This is a genomic window from Pseudomonas sp. NY15435, assembly GCF_048068295.1.
GTDB lineage: Bacteria > Pseudomonadota > Gammaproteobacteria > Pseudomonadales > Pseudomonadaceae > Pseudomonas.
Genome location: NZ_JBLUQA010000008.1, coordinates 39,023 through 63,777 on the forward strand (window position 1 = coordinate 39,023; position 24,755 = coordinate 63,777).

The window sequence follows — 24,755 nt, forward strand, 5'->3', positions numbered from 1 at the left end:
TGAGTTCTCAGTGTTGATTGATGCGTTCGGCGATGAAGGCGATCAGCTGGCGGGCGATCTTGCCCTTGCTGGTCTGGGCGAACGCAGTCTTGTGCAATTCGCGGTCGATGACCGTGATGGCGTTCTCTTCACTATTGAAGCCGATGGACGGATTGGCCACGTCATTGGCGACGATCAGGTCGAGATTCTTGTCCTTGAGCTTGCGCGAGGCGTACTCGAGCAGGTTCTCGGTCTCCGCGGCGAAGCCGACGCTGAAGGGCCGGTCCTCGCGCAGCGAGAGGGTGGCGAGAATGTCGGGATTGCGCACCAGCTGCAAGAGCAGGCCGTCACCCTTGGTGGGATCTTTCTTGAGTTTCTGCGCTGCTACCAGTTCCGGGCGGTAATCGGCCACGGCGGCGGAGGCGATCAGGATGTCCGCCGGCATCGCTGCTTCGCAGGCGGCGAGCATGTCGCGCGCGCTGACTACGTCGACGCGGCTGACCCGGTCCGGGGTCGGCAGGTGCACAGGCCCGGTCACCAGGGTCACGCGGGCACCGGCCTCGGCGGCCGCTTCGGCAAGGGCGAAGCCCATCTTCCCGGAGCTGTGGTTGGTGATGTAGCGCACCGGGTCGATGTTTTCCTGGGTCGGACCGGCGGTGATCAGGATGTGCTGGCCGGTCAGGGCCTTGAACTCGAAGCAGTCGGCGGCCAGTTGCGCCAGCTCCTCGGCTTCGAGCATGCGCCCCGGGCCGACGTCGCCACAGGCCTGGCTGCCGGCGGCGGGGCCGAAGAAGTGCAGGCCGCGCGACCGCAGCAACTCGGCATTCACTTGGGTGGCCGGGTCGCGCCACATGGCCTGGTTCATTGCCGGCGCGAGTGCGACCTGCGCGTCGGTGGCGAGCACCAGGGTGGTCAGCAGGTCGTTGGCCACGCCCTGGGCCAGGCGCGCCATGAGGTCGGCGGTAGCGGGGGCGATCAGTACCAGGTCAGCCCAGCGGGCCAGCTCGATGTGCCCCATGGCCGCTTCGGCGGCGGGGTCGAGCAGGTCCAGGTGCACCGGGTGCCCGGAAAGGGCCTGAAGGGTGAGCGGGGTGATGAACTCGCGGCCGCCCTGGGTCATCACGACACGCACCTCGGCGCCCTGGTCGCGCAACCGGCGGACCAGTTCGGCGCTCTTGTAGGCGGCGATACCGCCGCCGACGCCCAGAACGATGCGTTTACGATAGAGCCGCTGCATAGGCCAGCCTTAAATACGGAAATGGATGACGCGCGCTGAAGCCGATGACGCCTCCCCAGGCCTCCGGCTGCGCGCAGCGAGGGGGCTAAGATAGCACAGCGCCTGCGTGGGAACAGCGGGCGGGCAAGACCTGGAGATCCCTTGAGCATTCGTGACTGGCCCGCGGCGGAACGCCCGCGGGAAAAGCTCCTCGAGCGCGGCGCGGCGAGCCTGAGTGACGCCGAGTTGCTCGCCATCTTCCTGCGCACCGGCGTGGTCGGCTGCAGTGCCGTCGACCTGGCCCGACGCCTGCTGAGTGAGTTCGGCAGCCTGCGCGCCTTGCTGGAGGCCGACCTCGATTCCTTCTGCAGCCACCTGGGCCTGGGCGTCGCCAAGTTCGTGCAGCTTCAGGCCGTTCTGGAGATCGCCCGGCGTCACCTGGCCGAGCAGATCAGCCGCGATTCCGCGCTGGAAAGCCCCCAGGCGGTGCGCGACTTTCTCAAGGCGCGGCTGCGCCATGAGCCCCATGAGGTCTTCGCCTGCCTGTTCCTCGACAGCCGCCACCGGGTGCTGGGTTTCGAAGTGCTGTTCCACGGCTCCATCGACAGCGCCAGCGTCCATCCCCGGCAGATCGTCAAGCGCGCCCTGGCGTACAACGCGGCCGCGCTGATCCTCACGCACAACCATCCTTCAGGCATCTGCGAGCCGAGTCATTCCGATCACCTGCTGACCCGGCGCATCGTCGACGCGCTGGCGCTGATCGACGTGCGCGTTCTGGATCACTTCATCGTCGGTGACGGCGAGCCGCAATCAATGGCCGAGCTGGGGATGCTGTAGCGCGCTACAGCTGTACCTTCGAGAAGTCCTGGCGGCCAAAGGGGTTTACCACGTAGCCCTTGACGTTCTGGCGGGTCAGCGCCGAGGCGGTCGGGTGCGCCAGCGGCAGCCACAGCGCCTGGTCGTGGATGATCTGCTGGGCCTGGTGGTACAGCGCGCTGCGCTTGCTCTGGTCGGCGACCGCCTTGCCCTGGCTGATCAGGCTGTCGAGCTTCTCGTCGCAATAACGGGCGAAGTTGAGGCCGGACTTCACGCTGGCGCAGGAGAATTGAGGGGTGAGGAAGTTGTCCGGGTCGCCGTTGTCGCCGGCCCAGCCCATGAACAGCAGGTCATGCTCGCCGGCCTTGGCGCGGCGGATCAGCTCGCCCCATTCGATCACGCGGATCTCGGCCTGGATGCCGACCTGCGCCAGGTCCGCCTGCAGCAGTTGCGCGCCGACGCTGGGGTTGGGGTTGAGCAGGCTGCCGGAGGGGCGGGTCCAGATGGTGGTCTTGAAGCCGTCCTTGTGCCCCGCCTCGGCCAGCAGCGCGCGGGCCTTGTCCAGGTCGCGGGGGTAGCCTTGGATGTCCTTGGCGTAGCTCCAGGTGTTGGGCGGGTAGACGCCGTCGGCAGCAGTGGCGCTGCCGGCGAACACGCTCTTGAGGTAGGTGCCCTTGTCGAAGGCGAGGTTGATTGCCTGGCGCACCTTGGGGTTGTCCAGCGGCGGATGCTGGCTGTTGATGCCGACGAAGGCGGTCATGAAGGCTGGGGTCTGCTCGACCTTGAGGTCGGCGCTCTTGGTCGCGGCCTCGACGTCCAGGGGCTTGGGCGACAGGGCGATCTGGCATTCGCCGCGCTTGAGCTTCTGCAGTCGCACGCTGGCGTCCGGGGTGATGGCGAACACCAGGTTATCCACAGCCGGCTTGCCGCCGAAGTACGCGGCGTTGGCGGCGTAGCGCACCACGGCATCCTTCTGGAAGCGCTTGAAGACGAAGGGCCCTGTGCCGATCGGCTGGGCGTTGAGCTTCTCCGGGGTACCGGCCTTCATCAACTGGTCGGCGTACTCGGCGGAGTAGATGGAGGCGAAGCCCATACTGAGCATCGCCAGGAAGGTCGCGTCCGGGTGGTTGAGGGTGAAGCGCACATGGTGCTCATCGACCTTTTCCACGGCCTTTACCAGGCTCGGCAACTGCATCGACTGGGCATGGGGGAAGCCACTCTGCGCAACCTTGTGCCAGGGCTGGGCCGGGTCGAGCATGCGCTGGAAGCTGAATACCACGTCGTCGGCGGCAAGCGCGCGGTTGGGCTTGAAGTAGTCGGTGTGGTGGAAGGCCACGCCGTCGCGCAGCTGGAAGTCATAGGTCAGGCCGTCATCGGAGACCTTCCAGCTTTCGGCCAGGCTGGGCACCACGGCGCCCTTTGCTGCGTCGAAGTCCACCAGGCGGTTCATCAGTACGTCGGCCGAGGCGTTAGTGGTGGTCAGCGAGTTGTACTGGACCACATCGAAGCCTTCAGGGCTGGCCTCGGTGCACACGCTCAGCGAAGCGGCGCTGGCGAGGGCGGGGGAAAGAAGGAGGGCGAGAAGGGCAAGACGCATGACGAACTCCGTGTGAGCTGGCAAGATGCCCATCCGCGATGGCTGGGCGGGTCATGCAAGGCTGTTGGCAACCTCGAAGGGGCTACCCTAGACCAAGCCGCCGCCCGTCACAACGATGACAGGCGACGAACGGCACCAGCGCCGCGGCCCACGGGGGCTGGCGTCGGCTTTTCCGAGTCATGCTTTCCCTTGCAGCGGGAAGTGACTTTCTGATATAAAGCTGCGCTCTTTTCTGGGGCCCTGCCTGATCCTGCGACTCGATCGCGGCGAAGCGGCAGTTAAGACCCCGGTGAAACTGAGAATCCTATTGAGTTAAGCAGCCAACCCATGCCGGGTTTGGCATGTGGTTTACAGAGGGCTGAGCCATGTCGAGAGTTTGCCAAGTGACCGGTAAGGGTCCGGTTACCGGGAACAACATTTCCCACGCACACAACAAAACCCGTCGCCGTTTCCTGCCGAACCTGCAGCACCACCGTTTCTGGGTTGAATCCGAGAAGCGCTTCGTGCGTCTGCGCGTTTCCGCCAAAGGCATGCGTATCATCGACAAGCGTGGTATCGAGGCCGTTCTGAACGACCTGCGCACCCGCGGCGAAAAATTCTAAGGAGCTGCAGTCATGCGCGAACTGATCCGTTTGGTGTCCAGCGCCGGTACCGGCCACTTCTACACCACCGACAAGAACAAGCGTACCAAGCCTGAGAAAATCGAGATCAAGAAATACGATCCGGTTGTTCGCAAGCACGTGATCTACAAGGAAGCCAAGATCAAGTAATTGATCTTCGCCCTTGTGAAGAAACCCGCCCTCGTGGCGGGTTTTTTCTTGCCTGGAGAAAGCTCCAGGCGAAAAAAAGCCCGCCGATCGGCGGGCTTTTTCATGTTCGGTGGATCAGGCCTTCTGCTCGAAGATCACGTAGACCTTGCGGCAGGGCTCCAGCACTTCCCAGGTGCCGCTGAAGCCGGCCGGGATGACGAAGCGGTCGCCGACGCGCACGGTCTTGGCACCGCCATTGGCGTCACGGATCACCGAAACGCCCTGGAGGATCTCGCAGTACTCGTGCTCGGTGTAGCTGACATTCCAGTGGCCCGGCTCGCCTTCCCAGATGCCCACATTGAACTGACCGCAGTCGCTGGCGTAGTGGTTGCGCACGTTCTGCGCCGGGTCGCCCTTGATGATGCGGTCCGGGGCGGGGCGGTAGTGTTCGGGGGCGGTGGTGGCCTGGGCGAAATCGACGATCTGCTCGACGTTCATGGCGGTCTCGGTTCTTTAGAGTTGTTGGCGAGAGTGCGTGCGGGCACGCGCAGCGCTGTTGGTTATTTACTCCGAAGCGGCTGTCGGAAAACCATCAGCCGACGAATCAGGGCAGTCTATGTTTAATAAAACGAACGTGACAAGGCCATTTGGCCGCTTAGTGTAAAAAATATTGAAAATTGACGGCCTCCGGTTTAGGGTTGCCAACAGCATGCGTTTGCTCCGCCTTGCGGAATTTTTGACAGCGCGCCCGCCGGGCGCCTGCACCTGATAAGTACATTAATAAGAGGACACGTTGTCATGGGTACCCTCACTCGCGCCGATTGGGAAGCTCGCGCCAAGGACCTGCAGATCGAAGGCCGCGCCTTCGTCAACGGTGAATACGTCGACGCCGCATCCGGCGCCACCTTCGATTGCATCAGCCCTGTGGATGGCCGCTTCCTGGCCAAGGTCGCCAGTTGCGACCTCGCCGATGCCGAAAGTGCCGTGCAGGTCGCCCGTGCCGCCTTCGATTCCGGCGTCTGGTCGCGCCTGGCCCCGGCCAAGCGCAAGAAGGTCATGATCCGCTTCTCCGAGCTGCTGCTGGAGAACGCCGAGGAACTGGCCCTGCTGGAAACCCTCGACATGGGCAAGCCGATCAGCGACTCGCTGAGCATCGACGTGTCCAGCGCCGCCAACAGCCTGCGCTGGAGCGGTGAAGCGATCGACAAGATCTACGACGAAGTGGCCGCCACCGCCCACAACGAACTGGGCCTGGTGACCCGCGAGCCGGTCGGCGTCGTTGCTGCCATCGTGCCGTGGAACTTCCCGCTGCTGATGACCTGCTGGAAACTCGGCCCGGCGCTGTCCACCGGTAACTCGGTGATCCTCAAGCCCTCCGAGAAGTCCCCGCTGACCGGCATCCGTATCGCCCAGCTGGCCATCGAGGCCGGCATTCCGAAAGGCGTTTTCAACGTCCTGCCGGGCTTCGGCCACACCGTAGGCAAGGCCCTGGCCCTGCACATGGACGTCGATACCCTGGTGTTCACCGGTTCGACCAAGATCGCCAAGCAGCTGATGATCTACGCGGGCGAGTCCAACATGAAGCGCGTCTGGCTGGAAGCCGGCGGCAAAAGCCCGAACATCGTCTTCGCTGACGCTCCGGACCTGAAAGCCGCCGCCGAAGCCGCCGCCAGCGCCATCGCCTTCAACCAGGGCGAAGTCTGCACCGCCGGCTCGCGCCTGCTGGTGGAGAAGTCGATCAAGGCCGAGTTCGTGCCGATGGTCGTCGAAGCCATCAAGGCGTGGAAACCGGGCAACCCGCTGGACCCGGAAACCAACGTTGGTGCGCTGGTCGACACCACCCAGATGAACAACGTGCTGAGCTACATCCAGGCTGGCCACGATGACGGCGCCAAGCTGGTCGCCGGCGGCAAGCGCACCCTGGAAGAGACCGGCGGCACCTACGTCGAGCCGACCATCTTCGACGGCGTGACCAACGCCATGCGCATCGCCCGTGAAGAGATCTTCGGCCCGGTGCTGTCGGTCATCGAGTTCACCGATGCCGAAGAAGCCGTGCGCATCGCCAACGACACTCCGTACGGCCTGGCCGCCGCGGTGTGGACCAGCGATCTGTCCAAGGCCCACCTGACCGCCAAGGCGCTGCGCGCCGGCAGCGTGTGGGTGAACCAGTACGACGGCGGCGACATGACCGCTCCGTTCGGTGGCTTCAAGCAGTCCGGCAACGGCCGCGACAAGTCGCTGCACGCGTTCGACAAATACACCGAGCTGAAAGCCACCTGGATCAAACTCTGATCCTAGGCTGAAGCAGGTCGGCCCCGATCCAGGGGCCGGCTCTGACAAAGAGCCACACCCGCGGCCGGGTTGCCCTCCGGGAAACCCGGCCGCTGTGCATTGCGCATCGGGCACCCCTCGCGCCTGGCGTGCGCTCCGGATGGAACGGGAGAAAGACAATGCGTTGGGGTCCTTATTTTGCTGTGTGTGCTGCCGTGATCAGCATCGGCCTGGCCCTGGGCCTGACCATGCCGCTGGTTTCTCTGCGTCTGGAGGGCTGGGGTTACGGTAATTTCGCCATCGGCGTCATGGCATCCACGCCTGCGGTGGGCGTGCTGCTGGGCGCGATGATCGCCGGCCGCCTCGCCGCGCGGGTCGGCACGCCGCTGCTGATGCGCATCTGCCTGATTTCCGGGGCCTTCTCGGTCGGCCTGCTGGCGCTGCTGCAGAGCTATCCGGTCTGGCTGATCCTGCGTCTGCTGATCGGTGTCCAGCTGACCGTGGTGTTCATCCTCGGAGAGAGCTGGATCAATCAGCTGGCCATCGAAAAATGGCGCGGCCGCCTGGTCGCCCTGTATGGCACCGGCTACGCATTGAGCCAGCTGTCCGGCCCGGTGCTGCTGACTTTCATCGGCACCGCCGACAACCGTGGCTTCTGGTTCAGCGTCTGCCTGCTGGTGGGTGGCTCCCTGTTGCTGCTCGGCCGCACTGGCGCGCCCAAGGTCGACCCGCACAGTGCCAACGGACGCGGACTGTTCAGCTTCTGCGCCCAGCTCCCGGCAATCGCCTGGGCGGTGGTGCTGTTCGCCGGCTTCGAGGCAATGATCCTCACCCTGCTGCCGGTCTACGGCGTTCAGCAGGGCTTCACCCAGGCCGTGGCGTTGGCGATGGTCAGCACCGTGGTGGTCGGTGATGCGTTGCTGCAACTGCCCATCGGCTGGCTGGCCGACCGCATCTCGCGGCAGACGCTGTTCAAGGGCTGCGGCATCGTATTGCTCCTCAGCAGTCTGGCCATGCCGCCGCTGTTGCACCACGCTGCCATCTGGCCGGTGCTGGTGCTGTTCGGCGCCAGTGCGGGCGGGCTGTTCACCCTGTCGCTCATCCTCATTGGTGAGCGCTATCGGGATGACGCACTGGTCCGCGCCAACTCGCACATCGCCCAGCTCTGGGGCATCGGTTGCCTGATCGGGCCGCTGGCCACGGGGGCCGCCAGCCAGTGGATCAGCGGCCATGCGCTGCCGCTGGTGATGGCGCTGGGCGCAGCCGGTTTTGTCGTGCTGGTGTCCTATCGCGGGCTGCCGCCAGTGATTCAGGCCACCGACGCCGAGCTGCAGCAGGAGCGCTCCTAGAGCATCTTCTCCAGCCCGATGGCGCCGGCAATCCACGCGTTGAGCCGGCGCCAGGCGTTGCCCGGCTCACGGTCCAGCGCCACCAGCTTGCCGCCGCGCTCCTCGATCCAGACCAGCTTGGGCGGATCGCTGTTGGGTGCGACTTTCACCTGGTAGCTGACGCTCGGCGACATACTCGCCAGCGCCAGGCGGCGCACCTCGTCGGCCAGCTCCGGGCTGTCGACGATGATGCCGACCTCGGTGTTCCACAGCACCGAGCGTGGGTCGAAGTTCAGTGATCCGACGAATACTTTTTGCTGGTCGAACACCGCCGCCTTGCTGTGCAGGCTGGCGCTGCTCGAGCCGCGCACCATCCACGGCGCCCCGGACAGGCGCTGGTCCGGATCGGCGCGCAGCTCGTAGAGCTTCACCCCGTGCTCCAGCAGCTCCAGCCGATAGGGCGCGTAGCCGGCATGCACGGCGGGTACGTCGGTGGCCTCCAGTGAGTTGGTCAGCAGGCGCACGCTGACCCCGCTATCGGCGCGCTGGGTCAGGTAATCCACCCCGGCGCTGGTCGGCACGAAGTAGGCCGAGACCAGGATCAGTTCCTTCGATACGCCGTCGAACAGCGGCTGCAACTGGGTGCTGAGCAACTGCTCTCCCTTCGGGTCGCCCTGGTCGAGCACCTTCAATGGCGTATCCCAGACTGCCTTGCCCGGCGCCCAGACGAGGCCGTCCAGCCAGTTCTGCAGGTGCGGGCGGTCGCTGCTGCGGTTCAGTCGGGCGATGTAGCTGGAGCTCTTCACCCGCTCTTTCGCCAGGTAGTGGTCCAGCTTGCGGCGTATGCGGCTGAGCTCGTCGAGGTCCGGCTCGCTCCACAGGTAGTCCTCGATGGGCCGGCTGATGCGGCTGTTCCAGTATTGGTCGAAGCTCTGCCCCAGCGACTGCGCCACCGGGCCGACGCCCATCAGGTCGAGGTCGCTGAAGTTCATCTCGGCCTTGGCATCGAAGTACTCGTCGCCCAGGTTGCGGCCGCCGACGATAGCCACGCTGTTGTCCGCCAGCAGCAGTTTGTTGTGCATCCGCCGGTGCTGCTCGGAGAGGTTGAACAGCCGCCCGAGGTTGCGCGTGACGCCGGTACTGCGGCCAAGGTGCAGCGGGTTGAACAGGCGCACCTGGATATTCGGGTGGGCGGCCAGGGTGCCCAGTTCGTAGTCCCAGCCGTCGCTACTGGTGTCGTCGATCAGGATGCGCACGCGCACTCCGCGGTCCGCCGCGTGCAGCAATTCGCGGATCAGGGCGCGGGTGGTGAGGCCGTCATGGACGATGTAGTACTGGATGTCGAGACTGCGCTGGGCCTTGCGGATCAGCTCGGCGCGGGCGAGGAAGGCATCGACGCTGGAGGCCAGCAGGTGGAAGCCGGATTGGCCGGGATGCGCCGCGGCCTGTTCGCTGATCTGGTTGTCCAGCCGGGTGCCCTGCACTGGCAGCACGTGCGAAGGCTCGGGCGGCGGCGCGCTGGCGCAGCCACCCAGGGCCAGCAGGATCAGCAGGAGCAGGCGTGGAAGCAAAGGGAGTCTCCGACAAGCCCGCCGGTGACGGGCTGCGGGAGATTCTAGCCGCTGGAACGCAGCGGTGGTCAGCCGCCGAGGGTTTCCTTGAAACGGTACCAGGCCATGCCCAGGGCCAGCAGCGGCGAGCGCAGCAGCTTGCCGCCGGGGAAGGTGATATGCGGCACTTTGGCGAACAACTCGAAGCCGCTGCCCTGCTGGCCGGTGATGGCTTCGGCGAGCAGCTTGCCGGCCAGGTGCGTGGCGTTCACCCCATGCCCGGCATAGGCCTGGGCGAAGTACACGTTGTTCTGGTCGGGCAGGCGGCCGATCTGCGGCAGGCGGTTGGCGCCGATGCCGATCATGCCGCCCCACTGGTAGTCGATGCGCACGTTTTCCAGATGCGGGAACACCTTGAGCATCTTCGGTCGCATGTAGGCGGCAATATCCGCCGGGTCGCGCCCGGAGTAGTGGCAGGCGCCGCCAAACAGCAGGCGGTTGTCGGCGGAGAGTCGGTAATAGTCCAGCGCCACACGCTGATCGCACACCGCCATGTTCTGCGGCAGCAGGGCATGGGCCTGCTCGGCAGACAGCGGCTGCGTGGCGATCACGTAGCTGCCGGCGGGCAGCACCTTGCCGTCCAGGTAGTTGTTCAGGCCGTTCTGGTAGGCATTGCAGGCGATCACCAGGGTCTTCGCGCGCACGCTGCCCTTGGCGGTGCGCACGCGCACTTCGCTGCCGTAGTCGATGCCGGTGACGGCTGAGTTCTCGAATAGCTTTACGCCCAGGCTCTGCGCCGCTGCGGCTTCGCCGAGGGCGAGGTTGAGCGGGTGCAGGTGGCCGGAGCCCATGTCTACCAAGCCGCCGACATACTGGTCGGAGCCGACGATGGAGCGCATTTCCTCTTTCGGGATCATGCGCAGTTCGTGGCGATAGCCGAGGCTTTTCAGTTCGTCGAAATCTTCCTGGAAGCCTTCGACGTCCGAGGGCTTGTTGGCCAGGTCGCAGTAGCCCCAGGTCAGGTCGCAGTCGATGGAGTATTGAGCGACGCGGCGGCGGACGATTTCTACCGCCTCCAGGCCCATCAGCTTCATGGCGTGGACGCCGTCGGCGCCGACGACCGGCTCGAATTGCTCAAGACCATGGCCGACGCCGCGGATCAACTGGCCGCCGTTGCGCCCACTGGCGCCCCAGCCGATCTGGTGGGCTTCCAGCAGGATCACCGAGAGCCCGCGCTCGGCCAGTTCGATGGCCGTGTTCAGCCCGGAGAAGCCACCGCCGATGACGCACACGTCTGCCTTTTCCTCGCCGGCCAGGGGCGGTACTTCGAGGCGGCGGTTGACGCTCGCGGCGTAGTAGGACGGGGCGTGGCGGTCGGTGTGCACCGGCTGGTGAACGCGGGCGTTCATGTGCGATATCCTGATTTTTGTGTTGTTAAAATTTTACGCAGGATAAACGCCGACTTCCCGCGCAGCCAATAGCCTCGGCCGCAAAAAGCGCCGGGAAGTCGCAAATAAATCGGATGAGCCTGCCGCGAACGGCGGGGAATCAGTCGGGCTTTTTAGTCCGGCTGTTTAGTCGGGGATGGGCAGCGTGAGGCTTTCCTTCACCTCTTCCATCACGATGTAGCTCTTGGATTCGCGCACGTGGGGCAGCTTGAGCAGGATGTCGCCCAGCAGCTTGCGGTAGGAGGCCATCTCGGAGATGCGCGCCTTCACCAGGTAGTCGAAGTGACCCGACACCAGGTGGCACTCCAGCACGTGAGGCAGCTTGAGCACCGAGCGGCGGAAGTCCTCGAAGGTATCGCCGGACTTGTAGTCCAGGCTGATCTCGACGAACACCAGCAGGCTGGCCTTGAGGTATTGCGGGTTCAGCCGGGCGTTGTAGCCCATGATGATGCCTTCGCGCTCCAGCCGGCGCACGCGCTCGGTGCACGGCGTGGTGGAGAGGCCGACGCGCTCGCCCAGTTCGGTGAAGGAGATGCGGCCTTCCTCCTGCAGGATGCGCAGGATGTTGCGGTCGATCTTGTCCAGTTCGCGGCGGCTTTGATGCTGGGTTCTCATGGGAAGGACTCTGAAGTCGAGCAATGAGCTTGGGGGAATGTCGGCAATATAGTCGGTTGTGTAGGGAATATCACTGGCATCCCTTGAACTTCCCGCGCCGGACGGCCAGCCTGTAGGCCAGCGCTTCGCCCTTTCCGGCCGAAGACGGTCGTTTATTCGCAGAGGCTTCGGCATGTCGTTTCCCCGCCTGCGCACCGCTCTCCTGCTGCTGTTGCTGCTTCTGGCATTGGCGGTGGGTGCCGCGTGGCTGGCGGTTCCGCGGCTGCTGGCGAATGCCGGGGTGAGCATCGAGCAGTGGCAGGGCCTGGGCATCTCGCGCCAGGGGCTGACCCTGGATCGACTGGCCATCCAGCGCCAGACGGCGGACGGTGCGCGCCTGGCGATCCAGCTGCAGGACCTGCGCGTCGGTTGGCCCGAACATGAAGACGGGCGTTGGCGGCTCAAGGAGCTGGCCGCCGTCAGCATCGACGTACGCCAGTGGCCAGGGCAGGGCGCGCCGGAAGAAGACGCCGCGCTGCCGGACATCGCCCAGCTCAACCGCTGGCTGGCCCTGCTGCCCGGTCGGCTGGCGCTGGAGCACGTCGTCGTCGAATTGCCCTGCGCCCGCGAGCAGCGCTGCACCCTCAACGGCAGTGCCCACTGGCAGCAGATCCAGGGCGGCGCGGCGGCGTTGGGCGGAGAGTTGCGCCAGGGTGGCCAGCAACTCGCGTTCAACGGCCTTCTGCAACCTGGGGAAGGCCAGTGGCGCCTGCAGCTGGACAGTTTCCTGGACAACGAGCAACTGCTCTCTCTGAATTCCAGTTGGGCGCCCGCCAGCCGCCAGCTCAGTGGCAGTATCGCCAGCCCCGCCGTGCCGCCGGTGCAGGCGGTGCGCAACTGGCTGGGGATGTGGCTGCCGACGCCGAACCTGCCATTGCCCATCCCCGAAGCCGGGCGCCTGCGCCTGAGCTGGGACACGCAGTTGGGCGGAGACGCTGCCTGGCCGGATTGGCCGGGCCTGCGCGATGGCCGTGGCAGCGTCGATCTGTCTCTGCAACTGCCGCAGCCCTGGCCGCTGCCGGGTCTTGGCAGCTTGCAAGGCGACCTGCGGCTGATCGCCAGCGCCGCGGATATCGGTTGGCGGCCCTCGGTGGTCAGCGGCGACCTGCGCCTGTCCGATCTCTACGGCGACTGGCTGCAGGCGCTGCCGGTCGGCCTGCGCCCGGCGCGCCTCACGCTGCACCTGGAGCCCGGTGTCGATGACGAAGCCGGCAGTGTGCGTGCCGATCTGCACGCCGTGGGCGCCGCCGACCTGCGCCTGCGTTCCCGCGTGGCGTTGCTGGAGGCGACGCCGCTGGCGTTGCAACTCCACGACGCACGGCTGGAAGGGAAAGTGCCTCACCTGGAACTGGCCAGCCTGCGCGGTGGCGACAGCCGCCTTGACCTGCGCTTCGACGGCCGCGTCGATCAGCAGTCGGCAAGTTTCAACGTTGCCGATGGCGCGCAGTTGCAGATCGGCACGCTGACCGGCCCTCAGTCGCTCAAGGCCAGCAAGGTTGCTGCCACCCTGGGCAAAGGCACGCTGAACCTGGGTTACGCCAGCGAAACACCCGCCACCCTGCAACTGAATGCGCCGATAAAGCTGGCCGTTGGCGAACTGCGCCAGCCCCACGTCAAGCCGCTCTCGTGGAATGCCATGGGAACGCTGGCGGCAAGCCTCGATACCCAGCAGTTCAAGGGTCGACTGCTGAACGCTGGTGGGCTGAATGCCGAAGTCGATCTCAGTCAGTCGGCGAAACAGGGTGTCGCCCTGGTTGCGCGCCAGCCGGAGTTCTTCCTGCGTACCGGCAATCCGCTGGAAAAGTCCCTCGGCGACTGGCCCGGTCTGCTCAGCCTGAACAATGGCAAGGCGAGCTTCGACCTGAACTGGCGCCTACCGCCGGGCGCCGCGCCGCAGAGCCTCGACCTGAACCTGCGCGGCAGCGGGCTGGAGGGCGTCTATGACCGCAGCGAGGTGCACGGCCTCGACTTGCAGGCGACGTTTGCGCTGAAAGGCTCACAGATGGAGCTGCAGTTGCCCCAGGTGAAGATCGCCTCGCTCAACCCCGGCGTGATCCTGGGGCCGCTGTCGCTACAGGGCAATTACAAGGGCTCGCTGGACGCGCCGCTGGCTGGGAGATTCGACTGGCAGCAGGCTGAGCTAGGCATGTTCAACGGCCGCGCCTGGCTGCCGCCGGGCACCGTGGATCTTTCCGCACGCCGCGATGGTCTTACCCTGAAGCTGGAAGGGCTGGCGCTGGAGGCTATCCTGGCGGCGTATCCGGCGGAAGGGCTGTCCGGCAATGGCATCATCGACGGCAACCTGCCGCTGGGGGTGCACGAGGGCAAGCTGGTCATCCACGGCGGTGAAGTGGCGGCGCGCCAACCGGGCGTGCTGCAGTTCCGCTCGCCGAAGATCCAGTCGCTGGGCCAGAGCAACCCGGCCATGCAACTGGTGGCCACCGCCATCGACGACTTCCGCTACGACAAGCTGAGCAGCCGCGTGGATTATGATGAATCCGGCAAGCTGCTCCTCGCCCTGAGCCTGAGCGGGCGCAACCCCGCGCTGGAGCAGGGGCGGCCGATCAACCTCAACGTCAACCTGGAGGAGAACGTGCCCAAGCTGCTCACCAGCCTGCAACTGAGCGACCGGGTCAGCGACACTATTCGCAAGCGCGTGCAGGAACGCCTGCGCAACGACCCGGCCGCCGCGCCCTGACCGCAAGGAGAACCCCGATGCGCCTTCGCGCCGTTTTGCCCTTCCTGCTCCTGGCGGGCGTCGTCCAGGGCTGCACCCCTACCGTGCAGCTCGCCGCGCCCAAGGAGCCAATCAACATCAACCTCAACGTGAAGATCGAGCACGAGATCTATATCAAGGTCGACAAGGCGCTTGATGGCATCATCAACGAGAACAGCGGCCTGTTCTGAAGAAGGGAGCCTTTTCATGAAATTGCACTTCAAGCTGGGTGCCGCGCTGGTTGCTTTCTGCCTGAGCCTGCCGGTCATGGCCATGAGCCTGGAGCAGGCGATGTCCGCCCTGGGCGGCGCCAAATCCCAGGGCCTGGTCGGCGAGCAGACCGACGGCTACCTGGGCGTCGTGAAGAATGGCGGCGACGCCTCCGATATCGCCGCACAAATCAACGCCGCGCGCCGTGCCGAGTACCAGAAGGTCGCCAGCCAGAGCGGCGCCACCCTCAAGGACGTGGAATCCCTGGCCGGCAAGAAGGCCATCGAGCGCACGCCTTCGGGGCAGTATGTGCAGGTCAACGGCCAGTGGGTGCGCAAGTAAGCGCGCCAAGGGGAATTCCCTGCTCGCCGCCAGTTCAGCAGGCTCGCACCGGGTGCTGCGGTGAGAGCAGGTAATTCCCGCTGGGGGTTGGGTTGGCGCGAGAAGTTCTGGCCAATCCCGTGCTGTTCGCTATTTCCTCTGGATCTGGTGAAATATTCGCCAGATCCTCGACCATCCGGTCTCGGGTTGAATTGGCGTTATCCTGGTGGATGTCCCTCCGTGAAAGCGACTTTTGCCAGGAATTTTCGTCAAATACCGCATCGCAATCAGTGAATATCGCTGAGCCTGACTTCCTATACTGCGCGCATCTACGTTCAGAATAAGAAACGTCCGCGCCCCTGGCGCGACGTAGGAGGCAAAGATGCGCGTTCTGGTGCTTGGCAGCGGTGTGATCGGTACCGCCAGTGCTTACTATCTCGCCCGTGCCGGCTTCGAAGTGGTCGTCGTCGACCGCCAGCCCGGCCCGGCCCTGGAAACCAGCTTCGCCAACGCCGGCCAGGTGTCCCCTGGCTACGCCTCGCCCTGGGCCGCCCCGGGCATCCCGCTCAAGGCCATGAAATGGCTGATGCAGACCCACGCTCCCCTGGCCATCAAGCTGACCGGCGATCCCAGCCAGTACAGCTGGATGTGGCAGATGCTGCGCAACTGCAACGCCAAGAGCTACGCGGTGAACAAGGAGCGCATGGTGCGCCTGTCCGAGTACAGCCGTGACTGCCTCGATGAGCTGCGCGCCGAGACCGGCATCACCTACGAAGGCCGCTCCCTGGGCACCACCCAGCTGTTCCGCACCCAGGCGCAACTGGACTCCGCCGCCAAGGACATCGCCGTCCTGGAAAGCACCGGCGTTCCCTATGAAGTGCTGGACCGCGCCGGCATCGCCCGCGTCGAGCCGGCCCTGGCCAAGGTGGCCGACAAGCTGGTCGGCGCCCTGCGCCTGCCCAACGACCAGACCGGCGACTGCCAGATGTTCACCACCAAGCTGGCCGAGATGGCCAAGGCCCTGGGCGTGGAATTCCGCTTCGGCCAGGACATCCAGCGCCTGGACTTCGCCGGCGACCGTATCAACGGCGTCTGGGTCGATGGCCAACTGGTCACCGCTGATCGCTACGTGCTGGCACTGGGCAGCTACTCGCCGCAGATGCTCAAGCCGCTGGGCATCGACGCCCCGGTCTATCCGCTCAAGGGCTACTCGCTGACCGTGCCGATCACCAACCCGGACATGGCGCCGACCTCGACCATTCTCGACGAGACCTACAAGGTCGCGATCACCCGCTTCGACCAGCGTATCCGCGTCGGCGGCATGGCGGAAATCGCCGGCTTCGACCTGTCGCTGAACCCGCGTCGCCGCGCCACCCTGGAAATGATCACCACCGACCTCTACCCCGAAGGCGGCGATGTCAGCCAGGCGGAGTTCTGGACCGGCCTGCGCCCGGCCACCCCGGACGGCACGCCGATCGTCGGCGCCACCCGCTACCGCAACCTGTTCCTCAACACCGGCCACGGCACCCTGGGCTGGACCATGGCGTGTGGCTCGGGCCGCTACCTCGCCGACCTGATGGCCAAGAAGCGTCCGCAGATCAGCACCGAAGGCCTCGACATCTCCCGCTACGGTTCCACCTCGGAGGCCCAGAATGGCCATCCAGCGCCTGCACACTAACCAACGGATGAGCCAGGTCGTCATCCACAATGGCACGGTGTACCTCGCCGGCCAGGTGGCAGATGACCTCTCCGCCGGGGTCGAACAGCAGACCCGCGAAGTCCTTGCCAGCGTCGAGCGCCTGCTCGAAGAAGCCGGCACCGACAAGTCGCGGGTGCTCTCGGCAACCATCTACCTGAAGGATGTCGCCGCCGACTTCGCCGGCATGAACGGCGTCTGGGACCAGTGGGTCCCTCAGGGCTGCGCTCCGGCGCGCGCCACCGTCCAGGCGGCGTTGTGCTACCCGGAGATCCTCGTTGAGGTCTCCATCGTCGCCGCATTGCCCTGATCGTTTTGCGTGGCCCGGCCGGAGCGCCGGGTTTTTTTCGTCTGCAGTTTCGTACCAGTTGATAAAAAGAGAGCCTCGCCATGCGTCCCGCCCGTGCCCTGATCGATCTCGCCGCCCTGCGCCACAACTACCGCCTGGCCCGTGAAGTCACCGGCGCCCGAGCGCTGGCGGTGGTCAAGGCCGATGCTTACGGCCATGGCGCCGTCGTCTGCGCCCGCGCACTGGAAGGCGAGGCCGACGGTTTCGCCGTGGCCTGCATCGAGGAGGCGCTGGAGCTGCGCGAAGCCGGCATCCGCGCGCCGATCCTGCTGCTCGAAGGCTTCTTCGAAGCCAATGAACTGGAACTGATCGATGCCCATGACTTCTGGTGCGTGGTGCATTCGGCCTGGCAACTGGAGGCCATCGAGCGTGCCCGCCCGAGCAAGCCGCTGACCGTCTGGTTGAAGATGGACTCGGGTATGCACCGCGTCGGCTTCTTCCCCCAGGACTACGCCGCTGCGCTGGCGCGCCTGAAGGCGCTGCCCCACGTGGCCAAGGTCGTGCTGATGAGCCACTTCTCCCGCGCCGACGAACTGGACTGCTCACGCACCGAAGAGCAGGTCGCCGCCTTCCAGGCCGTGCGTGAGGCCGCGGGCCAGGGTCATGAGATCAGCCTGCGCAACTCCCCCGGCATCCTCGGTTGGTCCGAAGTGCCCAGCGACTGGGTGCGCCCCGGCATCATGCTCTACGGCGCCACTCCGTTCGAACAGGCGCACACGCTGGCCGACCAACTGCGCCCGGTGATGACCCTGGAGTCGAAGGTCATCAGCATCCGCGAACTGCCGGCCGGCGAGCCGGTGGGCTATGGCGCGCGCTTCATCGCCGACCGCCCGGTGCGGGTCGGCGTGGTCGCCATGGGTTACGCCGACGGCTATCCGCGCCACGCGCCGGACGGCACGCCGGTATTCATCGACGGCAAGCTCAGCCGTATCATCGGCCGCGTGTCCATGGACATGCTCACCGTGGACCTGACGGATCTGCCGACCGCGGGCCTGGGCAGCCGCGTCGAACTCTGGGGCCCGAACGTCCCTGCCAGCCAATTGGCTTCCCTGTGCGGCAGCATTCCTTACCAGCTGTTCTGCAACCTCAAGCGCGTCCCGCGGGTCTATAGCGGCGAGTGACGGATACCGCCCGTAAAGTTTGCGCAGGATCGGCGGGCGATCTGTTGTAAATACTGAACGGTGTTGCCATGATACGTGGCACTTGGAACCCGCTCGGCTCAAGCCGTTGCGGGTTCTGCCTTTCAGAGCCTGTTTTTGATCTCGCGAGCTAGAGCAGAACAAGGCGAAAGTGGCTGAGGGAGCGGAATTTACGTCAGTAAATGAGCATCCCGAAGGCGCTTTCAACGCAGTGATGCCGACGCGCAGCCGATCAAAGACAGGTTCTTGAGCCTGCCTGATACAAAAATAAGGAGGACCCCACCCTTGGACGTCGGTGCTCGTCTGCAAGCCATCCGTAAGCTCAAAGGTTTGTCCCAGCGCGAACTCGCCAAACGGGCGGGTGTGACCAACAGCACAATCTCGATGATCGAGAAGAACAGCGTCAGCCCCTCCATCAGCTCGCTGAAGAAAGTGCTGGGTGGTATTCCGATGTCCCTGGTCGAGTTCTTTTCCCTCGATCTTGAGCAGAGCAGCAACACCCCTGTGGTCTACAAGGCAGACGAACTCAGCGACCTGTCCAGTGGCTCGATCATCATGAAGCTGATCGGCAAGGACTACCCCAGTCGCGCCATCACCTTGCTCGACGAGACCTATCCGCCGGGCTCCGACACCGGTGACGACATGTACGCCCACGAAGGCGAAGAGACCGGCGTGCTGGTCGAAGGCCGCCTGGAGCTGACCGTCGGCGACGAGACATTCGTCCTCGAATGTGGTGACAGCTACTATTTCGACAGCACCAAGCCGCACCGCTTCCGCAATCCATTCGAAACCCAGGCACGGCTGATCAGCGCGACCACACCGGCAAATTTTTGAACAGCCGGTAGGACCGGCCAGATCAGCTGCGACCTAATGCCGCAAAGGCCGGCTAGGTGGCGCAATTGTTTCGAGCTTCCCGGCTTTGCCGTTATACTTGCGCCCGCTCGCGCGGCCCGAGACTGTGACTGCACCGCGACCGGGCGTGATAAGCCACGATGAGGGTGAAAGGGTGAACCTGATTAGAAAAATCCTGGCAGCCCAAGCTGCCGTACTGGCCCTGTGGGCAGTGAGCGTTCAGGCCGCGACCAACGATGATGCCATTGCCAAGCGTCTCGAACCTGTCGGCAAGGTCTGCGTCCAGGGCAAGGAATGCGAAGGCGTTGGCGCCGTAGCAGCTGCCGGTGGTGGCGGTGCTCCGCGTTCGGGCGAAGAAATTGTCGGCAAGGTCTGCACCACTTGCCACGGCAGCGGCCTGCTGGGCGCGCCGAAAGTCGGTGACAAGGCTGACTGGGGCAAGCGTGCGAAAGAGCAGGGCGGTATCGACGGCCTGCTGGCCAAGGCCATCTCGGGTATCAACGCCATGCCGCCCAAGGGCACTTGCGCTGATTGCTCCGATGACGAGCTGAAAGCTGCGATTCACCACATGTCCGGCCTGTAACAGCCGACCTGTGCGAAAAAGCCGCCCAAGGGCGGCTTTTTCATGCCCGTGATTTGTCACCGGGTGAGTCGCGGGAGCAACTTTTGCGTAAAGCCGGTCCAAACTCCTGTCGTTGAAACGAACCAGGAGGGATGCCCGGTGCAATCCTGCTCGATCGAAACTGCCGTCGAACACCTGCTGCAGCGCCTGGACGGGCACATCCGCCTTGGCCTGCCGCTGGGGCTTGGCAAACCCAACCAGTTGGCCAACGCGCTGTACCGGCACATCCGCGAGAACCCGCGTCGCCAGCTCACGCTCTACACCGCGCTATCCCTGGGCCGACCTCAGGCCGGCGGCGAATTGCAAAGGCGCTTCCTCGAGCCCTTCGTCGCGCGCATCTACGGCGACTATCCCGAGCTGGACTACCTGCACGATCTGCGCAGCGGCAGCCTGCCGGATAACATCCGCGTCGAGGAGTTCTATCTGCAGCCCGGCAGCCTGCTCGACAGCGCCCCGGCGCAGCAGAACTACATCAGTTGCAATTACAGCCATGTGGCGCGGGACATCAACGCCAAAGGCGTCAACGCCGTTGCCCAACTGGTGGCCCGCGATCCGGCACGGCCGGGCAAGCTGAGCCTGGCCTGCAACCCGGACATCACCCTCGACCTGCTGCCGATGCTCCAGCGCCGCCGCGCGGCGGGCGAAACCATCGTCACCATCGGCGTGGTCCACGACCAGTTGCCTTACATGCCCGGCGACGCCGAGGTGGACGAGGATTTCTTCGACCTGCTGGTCGACGCGCCGGGAGACAGCAGCACGCTCTTCTCCACGCCCAACCTGCCGGTGGGCCTGCAGGACCATTGCATCGGTCTGCACGCCAGCGCCCTGGTGCGCGACGGCGGCACGCTGCAGATCGGCATCGGCTCCATGGGCGACGCACTGACCTCGGCGCTGCTCACCCGCCAGCGCGACAACGATGGCTATCGCGCGCTGCTCGACAGCCTCGACTCCACCGCCCGCCATGCTGAGCTGATCGAGCGCGACGGCGGTCTCGCCGCCTTCGAACAGGGCCTGTACGGCTGCAGTGAAATGTTCGTGCCCGGTCTGCTGGCGCTGGCCGAGGCCGGCGTGTTGAGCCGGCGGGTCGCGGCGCGGTCGGGGTCCTCCCCCACCGAACCGGGTGTCTGGCTGCACGGGGGATTCTTCCTCGGACCGCAGGCTTTCTACCGCAAGTTGCGCGAGATGCCCCGCGAACAACTGGCCGGTATCGGCATGACTGGCATCGGCTTCGTCAACAACCTCTACCGTGATGAAGAGCTCAAGCGTGAGCAACGCCGCGAGGCGCGCTTCATCAACAGTGCCTTCACCGTCACCCTGCTGGGCGCCGGCGTGGCCGACCAGTTGGAGGACGGCCGGGTACTCAGCGGCGTCGGTGGACAATACAACTTCGTTGCCCAGGCCCACGAACTGGAAGGCGGGCGATCCATCCTGATGCTGCGCAGCTGGCGCGAATCCGAGGGCGAGCTGAGCTCCAACATTGTCTGGAGCTACGGGCACACCACCATCCCGCGGCACCTGCGCGACATGGTGGTGACCGAGTATGGTGTTGCCGACCTGCGCGGCAAGAACGACGCTGAAGTGATCGCCGCCCTGCTGGCCATCGCCGACTCGCGCTTCCAGGATGAGTTGCTTGCCCAGGCCCGGGACGCTGGCAAGCTGCCGAAGAATTTCGAGTTGGACCCGCGTTACCGCAACAACACCCCGCAACGACTGCGCGAAGCAACCCACGGGTTGCGCAAGCTGTTGCCGGAATTCCCGCTGGGCAGCGACTTCACCGAGCATGAGCGCGACCTCCTGCGGGCCTTGGGCTGGCTCAAGAGCAAGCTGAAGCTCAGCGAGATTCTCGAGCTGGGCAAGGCGACGCTGGATGCTCCGGAGCCGGAGGCCTTCCCGGAGCACCTGGAGCGGATGGGGCTCGCGAAACCAGAGGGGTTGCGCGAGGAGTTGTATCAGCGGTTGGTCCTGGCTGGCCTGAAAGCCAGCGCGGGGCCGGAACTGTAGGAGCGAGCTTGCTCGCGAACCGCACGGTACCATCAACACCCTGCAGAGCTTCGCGAGCGAGCTCGCTCCTACAGGGCATGCCGGTTGCGTGGGGCGCATAACGCGCCAGCATTATTCGCCGCAAAGGCTACGTTGGAGCTCCGTTCGCGAAAGCCAGCGAGCAGGCATGAAAAAGGCGGGCCCTGTCGGTGCCCGCCTTTTTTCGTGCAGCGCTGGATCAGTCTTCGAGGAACTCGACCTGACCATTGGCCAGCGACTTCACGCGGGCCAGGGACTCCACGCGGTAGCCTTCGCTTTCCAGCAGGGCGCGGCCTTCCTGGAAGGATTTCTCGATGACGATACCCAGGCCTGCAACGCTGGCGCCCGCCTGCTGGATCAGGTCGATCAGCGCCTTGGCGGCATGGCCGTTGGCGAGGAAGTCATCCACCACCAGCACGTGGTCGGCGGCGGTCAGATGCTTGGCGGAAATGGCGATGGTGCTTTCGGTCTGCTTGGTGAAGGAGAAGACCTTGGAGATCAGTAGGTCGTTCTTCAGCGTCAGCGACTGGAACTTGCGGGCGAAGATCACCGGGATGCCCAGTTCGAGGCCGGCCATGACCGCCGGGGCGATACCCGAGGCTTCGATGGTGACGATCTTGGTGATGCCCTGGTTCTTGAAGCGTTCGGCGAACTCGTGGCCGATCTGCTTCATCAGCGCCGGGTCGATCTGGTGGTTGAGGAAGGCGTCTACCTTGAGGACCTGTTCGGAGAGAACGATGCCTTCGCTGCGAATTTTGTCTTTGAGAGTGTTCACGGGGGTGCTTCCGGAGCGGCTGTCGCTGATGAAGCGCGTAATTCTACAACGCCATTGGCCCTCTGCGCGACGTTCCGACCAATGCAATTGCTGATCGAATGGACAGTTTTTCGATGGGCGGCCGCGCGTGATCCCGGTGCGATGCCTTTCTGTAGGAGCGAGCTTGCTCGCGAACCGCGCGGCGAAGAGCTTCGCGAGTAAGCTCGCCCCTACAGGGAATTAGATCAGCGCTTGAGCATCGCCCGGATATCCGCCAGTGCCGAGTTGCCCTTGGCCACCTTGACCTCTTGCGGCGCGTCTTCCTGGCCTTCCCAGACCAGGTCTTCGGGCGGCAGTTCGTCGAGGAAGCGGCTGGGCGAGCAGTCGATGATCTCGCCGTACTGTTTGCGCTTGGCGGCGAAGGTCATGGCCAGGTTCTTCTTCGCCCGGGTAATGCCTACGTAGGCCAGGCGCCGCTCCTCCTCGATGGTGTCGGCCTCGATGCTGGAACGGTGCGGGAGGATTTCCTCTTCCACGCCGAGAATGAACACGTAGGGGAATTCCAGGCCCTTGGAGGCGTGCAGGGTCATCATCTGCACACCGTCGGCGCCTTCTTCCTCTTCCTGCTGGCGTTCGAGCATGTCGCGCAGCACCAGCTTGGCGATGGCCTGCTCGATGGTCATGTCGCCTTCTTCGTCGCGCTCCAGGGTATTTTTCAGGGCTTCGATGAGGAACCAGACGTTGCCCATGCGGAAATCGGCGACCTTGTCGCTGGACGCGTTCTGCCGCAGCCAGTTTTCGTAGTCGATGTCCATCACCATGCTGCGCAGCGCGCCGATCGGGTCGCTGCCGGCGCACTGCTCGCGGACCTTGTCGATGAAGCGCTTGAAGCGCTGCAGGCGCTCGATGTAGCGGGCGTCCAGGTGTTCGGAGAGGCCCAGCTCGCCGGAAGCGTTGAACATCGAGCAGCCGCGCTCGGTGGCGTAGTTGCCGAGTTTCTCCAGGGTGGTGGAGCCGATCTCCCGGCGCGGCACGTTAATCACGCGGAGGAAGGCGTTGTCATCGTCCGGGTTCACCAGCAGGCGGAAGTAGGACATCAGGTCCTTCACTTCCTGGCGTCCGAAGAAGCTGGTGCCGCCTGACAGGTGATAGGGAATCTGGTGGTGCTGAAGTTTCAGCTCGATCAGCTTCGCCTGATAGTTGCCCCGGTAGAGGATGGCGAATTCGCTGTAGGGCCGCTGCGTCTTCAGGTGGATGGTGAGGATTTCCATCGCCACCCGCTCGGCCTCGGACTCCTCGTTGCGGCAACGGATCACGCGGATCGGGTCGCCCTCGCCCATCTCGCTCCACAGCTGCTTCTCGAACACGTGGGGGTTGTTGGCGATGAGGATGTTGGCGCATTTGAGGATGCGGCTGGTAGAGCGGTAGTTCTGCTCCAGCATCACCACCTTCAGCGAGGGAAAGTCTTCCTTCAGCTGCATCAGGTTTTCCGGGCGCGCGCCGCGCCAGGCATAGATCGACTGGTCGTCGTCGCCCACCACGGTGAAGTGCGCGCGCTGCTGCACCAGCATCTTCACCAGCAGGTACTGGCTGGCGTTGGTGTCCTGGTATTCGTCCACCAGCATGTAGCGCACGCGGTTGCGCCACTTGTCGAGGATGTCCGGGTGCTCCTGGAACAGCTTCACCGGCTGCAGGATCAGGTCGTCGAAATCCACCGCGTTGTAGGCCTTGAGCGTGCGCTGGTAGTGCAGGTAGACCATCGCGGCGGTCTGTTCCTTGGGATTGCGCGCCTTTTCCAGCGCTTCTTCCGGAAGGATCAGGTCGTTCTTCCAGCTGCCGATCAGGCCCTTGATCTCGTCCAGACCGTCATCGCCGGAATATTCCTTCTGCATGATGTCGGTCATCAGCGCCTTCACATCGCTCTCGTCGAAGATCGAGAAGCCGGGCTTGTAGCCCAGGGCCGCATGTTCCTTGCGGATGATGTTCAGGCCCAGGTTATGGAAGGTCGAGACAGTCAGGCCCTTGCCTTCGCCCGGGCGCAGCAGGGTGCTGACGCGCTCCTTCATCTCGCGGGCGGCCTTGTTGGTGAAGGTCACGGCGACGATGTACTGGGCGCGGATGCCGCATTGCTGCACGAGGTACGCGATCTTGCGGGTGATCACGCTGGTCTTGCCGGAGCCGGCGCCGGCCAGCACCAGGAGCGGGCCGCCGACGTAGTTCACGGCCTCTTGCTGCCGGGGATTGAGTCGGGACATGAAAGGCGGGGTCTGTAGTGAAGCGGGCGCGTATTCTAGCAGGCCGTGCCGGGCGTCGGGGTGCCGCTCGGAATAGCGGCGATCTGTGACACGATCGTACTTATGTGTTTTGGATAAATCTGTACATGTATTAGGCTTGTGACAGCATTACTTGAAGAAAACTCTTAAGAGTTTCTCTGAAGTTTCGTCTACATCCGTGGGATGTCCGGATGGC

22 protein-coding genes are annotated in these 24,755 nt (G+C 64.7%); 14 read left to right on the forward strand and 8 right to left on the reverse strand.

Going from position 1 to position 24,755, the window contains the following annotated elements; translation table 11 throughout:
* Nucleotides 1-7 precede the first annotated feature (7 nt).
* Nucleotides 8-1,216: a bifunctional phosphopantothenoylcysteine decarboxylase/phosphopantothenate--cysteine ligase CoaBC gene (coaBC, locus tag ACNFH5_RS19515; protein WP_416748737.1), complete on the reverse strand. Its 1,209-nt coding sequence runs from the start codon at nucleotides 1,214-1,216 to the stop codon at nucleotides 8-10.
* A 141-nt stretch (nucleotides 1,217-1,357) separates the two neighbouring features.
* On the opposite strand from coaBC, the gene radC reads away from it, so the two are divergent.
* Nucleotides 1,358-2,032 (forward strand): RadC family protein, encoded by a 675-nt coding sequence (gene radC / locus ACNFH5_RS19520; protein WP_416748739.1) that lies wholly within the window; start codon nucleotides 1,358-1,360, stop codon nucleotides 2,030-2,032.
* Nucleotides 2,033-2,036: 4 nt separating this feature from the next.
* Here the strand turns inward: radC and ACNFH5_RS19525 are convergent, their stop codons facing one another.
* Entirely contained in the window at nucleotides 2,037-3,608 is a 1,572-nt protein-coding gene (locus ACNFH5_RS19525) for an ABC transporter substrate-binding protein (RefSeq protein WP_416748741.1), read from the reverse strand.
* A 365-nt stretch (nucleotides 3,609-3,973) separates the two neighbouring features.
* Here ACNFH5_RS19525 and rpmB point away from each other — a divergent pair, with 365 nt between their 5' ends.
* Together rpmB and rpmG are read left to right on the forward strand one after the other, a co-directional pair.
* Nucleotides 3,974-4,210: a 50S ribosomal protein L28 gene (gene rpmB, locus ACNFH5_RS19530; RefSeq protein ID WP_015479545.1), complete on the forward strand. Its 237-nt coding sequence runs from the start codon at nucleotides 3,974-3,976 to the stop codon at nucleotides 4,208-4,210.
* A 12-nt stretch (nucleotides 4,211-4,222) separates the two neighbouring features.
* A complete protein-coding gene (gene rpmG / locus ACNFH5_RS19535) occupies nucleotides 4,223-4,378 on the forward strand; it encodes a 50S ribosomal protein L33 (RefSeq protein ID WP_017520721.1) in 156 nt (51 codons plus the stop codon).
* A 114-nt stretch (nucleotides 4,379-4,492) separates the two neighbouring features.
* Here the strand turns inward: rpmG and ACNFH5_RS19540 are convergent, their stop codons facing one another.
* Nucleotides 4,493-4,855: a cupin domain-containing protein gene (locus tag ACNFH5_RS19540; RefSeq protein WP_024762072.1), complete on the reverse strand. Its 363-nt coding sequence runs from the start codon at nucleotides 4,853-4,855 to the stop codon at nucleotides 4,493-4,495.
* 300 nt (nucleotides 4,856-5,155) lie between these two features.
* Here ACNFH5_RS19540 and ACNFH5_RS19545 point away from each other — a divergent pair, with 300 nt between their 5' ends.
* Together ACNFH5_RS19545 and ACNFH5_RS19550 are read left to right on the forward strand one after the other, a co-directional pair.
* Nucleotides 5,156-6,649, forward strand: a complete 1,494-nt coding sequence (locus ACNFH5_RS19545; RefSeq protein WP_416748744.1) for an aldehyde dehydrogenase — start codon at nucleotides 5,156-5,158, stop codon at nucleotides 6,647-6,649.
* A 158-nt stretch (nucleotides 6,650-6,807) separates the two neighbouring features.
* On the forward strand, nucleotides 6,808-7,977 hold the full coding sequence (locus tag ACNFH5_RS19550; protein ID WP_416748746.1) for an MFS transporter: 1,170 nt from the start codon (nucleotides 6,808-6,810) through the stop codon (nucleotides 7,975-7,977).
* On the opposite strand, the gene ACNFH5_RS19555 is transcribed toward ACNFH5_RS19550, so the two are convergent.
* The 3 genes from ACNFH5_RS19555 to dadR form a co-directional block, all read right to left on the reverse strand.
* A complete protein-coding gene (locus tag ACNFH5_RS19555) occupies nucleotides 7,974-9,527 on the reverse strand; it encodes a phospholipase D family protein (protein WP_416748748.1) in 1,554 nt (517 codons plus the stop codon). The genes ACNFH5_RS19550 and ACNFH5_RS19555 overlap by 4 nt on opposite strands.
* Before the next feature lie 68 nt (nucleotides 9,528-9,595).
* Nucleotides 9,596-10,915 carry an NAD(P)/FAD-dependent oxidoreductase gene (locus ACNFH5_RS19560; RefSeq protein WP_416748750.1) on the reverse strand — a complete coding sequence of 440 codons (1,320 nt, stop codon included), beginning with the start codon at nucleotides 10,913-10,915 and terminating at the stop codon, nucleotides 9,596-9,598.
* 165 nt (nucleotides 10,916-11,080) lie between these two features.
* The gene (gene dadR / locus ACNFH5_RS19565; protein ID WP_015479539.1) at nucleotides 11,081-11,569 is read right to left on the reverse strand and encodes a transcriptional regulator DadR; all 489 of its coding nucleotides are present in this window, start codon (nucleotides 11,567-11,569) and stop codon (nucleotides 11,081-11,083) included.
* Between the two features lie 172 nt (nucleotides 11,570-11,741).
* Here dadR and ACNFH5_RS19570 point away from each other — a divergent pair, with 172 nt between their 5' ends.
* The 9 genes from ACNFH5_RS19570 (at nucleotide 11,742) to ACNFH5_RS19610 (ending at nucleotide 21,514) form a co-directional block, all read left to right on the forward strand.
* Entirely contained in the window at nucleotides 11,742-14,306 is a 2,565-nt protein-coding gene (locus tag ACNFH5_RS19570; protein ID WP_416748752.1) for an intermembrane phospholipid transport protein YdbH family protein, read from the forward strand.
* 17 nt (nucleotides 14,307-14,323) lie between these two features.
* The gene (locus tag ACNFH5_RS19575) at nucleotides 14,324-14,515 is read left to right on the forward strand and encodes a YnbE family lipoprotein (RefSeq protein ID WP_024762075.1); all 192 of its coding nucleotides are present in this window, start codon (nucleotides 14,324-14,326) and stop codon (nucleotides 14,513-14,515) included.
* 16 nt (nucleotides 14,516-14,531) lie between these two features.
* Nucleotides 14,532-14,876 (forward strand): YdbL family protein, encoded by a 345-nt coding sequence (locus ACNFH5_RS19580; protein ID WP_416748754.1) that lies wholly within the window; start codon nucleotides 14,532-14,534, stop codon nucleotides 14,874-14,876.
* 361 nt (nucleotides 14,877-15,237) lie between these two features.
* Nucleotides 15,238-16,533 carry a D-amino acid dehydrogenase gene (gene dadA / locus ACNFH5_RS19585; RefSeq protein ID WP_239745978.1) on the forward strand — a complete coding sequence of 432 codons (1,296 nt, stop codon included), beginning with the start codon at nucleotides 15,238-15,240 and terminating at the stop codon, nucleotides 16,531-16,533.
* Entirely contained in the window at nucleotides 16,508-16,861 is a 354-nt protein-coding gene (locus ACNFH5_RS19590) for a RidA family protein (RefSeq protein ID WP_416748756.1), read from the forward strand. The genes dadA and ACNFH5_RS19590 overlap by 26 nt, the downstream gene beginning before the upstream one ends.
* A gap of 80 nt (nucleotides 16,862-16,941) precedes the next feature.
* On the forward strand, nucleotides 16,942-18,021 hold the full coding sequence (alr, locus tag ACNFH5_RS19595; RefSeq protein WP_416748758.1) for an alanine racemase: 1,080 nt from the start codon (nucleotides 16,942-16,944) through the stop codon (nucleotides 18,019-18,021).
* Nucleotides 18,022-18,324: 303 nt separating this feature from the next.
* Nucleotides 18,325-18,873, forward strand: coding sequence for a cupin domain-containing protein (locus ACNFH5_RS19600; RefSeq protein WP_416748760.1), 549 nt, complete (start codon nucleotides 18,325-18,327; stop codon nucleotides 18,871-18,873).
* A 172-nt stretch (nucleotides 18,874-19,045) separates the two neighbouring features.
* Nucleotides 19,046-19,474 carry a c-type cytochrome gene (locus ACNFH5_RS19605; protein ID WP_416748762.1) on the forward strand — a complete coding sequence of 143 codons (429 nt, stop codon included), beginning with the start codon at nucleotides 19,046-19,048 and terminating at the stop codon, nucleotides 19,472-19,474.
* A 198-nt stretch (nucleotides 19,475-19,672) separates the two neighbouring features.
* A complete protein-coding gene (locus tag ACNFH5_RS19610; protein WP_416749137.1) occupies nucleotides 19,673-21,514 on the forward strand; it encodes an acetyl-CoA hydrolase/transferase C-terminal domain-containing protein in 1,842 nt (613 codons plus the stop codon).
* A gap of 217 nt (nucleotides 21,515-21,731) precedes the next feature.
* Here the strand turns inward: ACNFH5_RS19610 and ACNFH5_RS19615 are convergent, their stop codons facing one another.
* Entirely contained in the window at nucleotides 21,732-22,307 is a 576-nt protein-coding gene (locus ACNFH5_RS19615; RefSeq protein WP_184596606.1) for a xanthine phosphoribosyltransferase, read from the reverse strand.
* A gap of 224 nt (nucleotides 22,308-22,531) precedes the next feature.
* Nucleotides 22,532-24,541, reverse strand: coding sequence for a DNA helicase Rep (gene rep / locus ACNFH5_RS19620; protein ID WP_416748765.1), 2,010 nt, complete (start codon nucleotides 24,539-24,541; stop codon nucleotides 22,532-22,534).
* Nucleotides 24,542-24,755: the final 214 nt, after the last annotated feature.

Excerpts from the sequence above, each read along its gene's own strand:
- coaBC (WP_416748737.1), bottom strand. The coding sequence starts at position 1,216 with ATGCAGCGGCTCTATCGTAAACGCATCGTTCTGGGCGTCGGCGGCGGT.
- ACNFH5_RS19525 (WP_416748741.1), bottom strand. The coding sequence starts at position 3,608 with ATGCGTCTTGCCCTTCTCGCCCTCCTTCTTTCCCCCGCCCTCGCCAGC.
- rpmB (WP_015479545.1), top strand. The coding sequence starts at position 3,974 with ATGTCGAGAGTTTGCCAAGTGACCGGTAAGGGTCCGGTTACCGGGAAC.
- rpmG (WP_017520721.1), top strand. The coding sequence starts at position 4,223 with ATGCGCGAACTGATCCGTTTGGTGTCCAGCGCCGGTACCGGCCACTTC.
- ACNFH5_RS19540 (WP_024762072.1), bottom strand. The coding sequence starts at position 4,855 with ATGAACGTCGAGCAGATCGTCGATTTCGCCCAGGCCACCACCGCCCCC.
- ACNFH5_RS19545 (WP_416748744.1), top strand. The coding sequence starts at position 5,156 with ATGGGTACCCTCACTCGCGCCGATTGGGAAGCTCGCGCCAAGGACCTG.
- ACNFH5_RS19550 (WP_416748746.1), top strand. The coding sequence starts at position 6,808 with ATGCGTTGGGGTCCTTATTTTGCTGTGTGTGCTGCCGTGATCAGCATC.
- ACNFH5_RS19560 (WP_416748750.1), bottom strand. The coding sequence starts at position 10,915 with ATGAACGCCCGCGTTCACCAGCCGGTGCACACCGACCGCCACGCCCCG.
- dadR (WP_015479539.1), bottom strand. The coding sequence starts at position 11,569 with ATGAGAACCCAGCATCAAAGCCGCCGCGAACTGGACAAGATCGACCGC.
- ACNFH5_RS19570 (WP_416748752.1), top strand. The coding sequence starts at position 11,742 with ATGTCGTTTCCCCGCCTGCGCACCGCTCTCCTGCTGCTGTTGCTGCTT.
- ACNFH5_RS19575 (WP_024762075.1), top strand. The coding sequence starts at position 14,324 with ATGCGCCTTCGCGCCGTTTTGCCCTTCCTGCTCCTGGCGGGCGTCGTC.
- ACNFH5_RS19580 (WP_416748754.1), top strand. The coding sequence starts at position 14,532 with ATGAAATTGCACTTCAAGCTGGGTGCCGCGCTGGTTGCTTTCTGCCTG.
- dadA (WP_239745978.1), top strand. The coding sequence starts at position 15,238 with ATGCGCGTTCTGGTGCTTGGCAGCGGTGTGATCGGTACCGCCAGTGCT.
- ACNFH5_RS19590 (WP_416748756.1), top strand. The coding sequence starts at position 16,508 with ATGGCCATCCAGCGCCTGCACACTAACCAACGGATGAGCCAGGTCGTC.
- alr (WP_416748758.1), top strand. The coding sequence starts at position 16,942 with ATGCGTCCCGCCCGTGCCCTGATCGATCTCGCCGCCCTGCGCCACAAC.
- rep (WP_416748765.1), bottom strand. The coding sequence starts at position 24,541 with ATGTCCCGACTCAATCCCCGGCAGCAAGAGGCCGTGAACTACGTCGGC.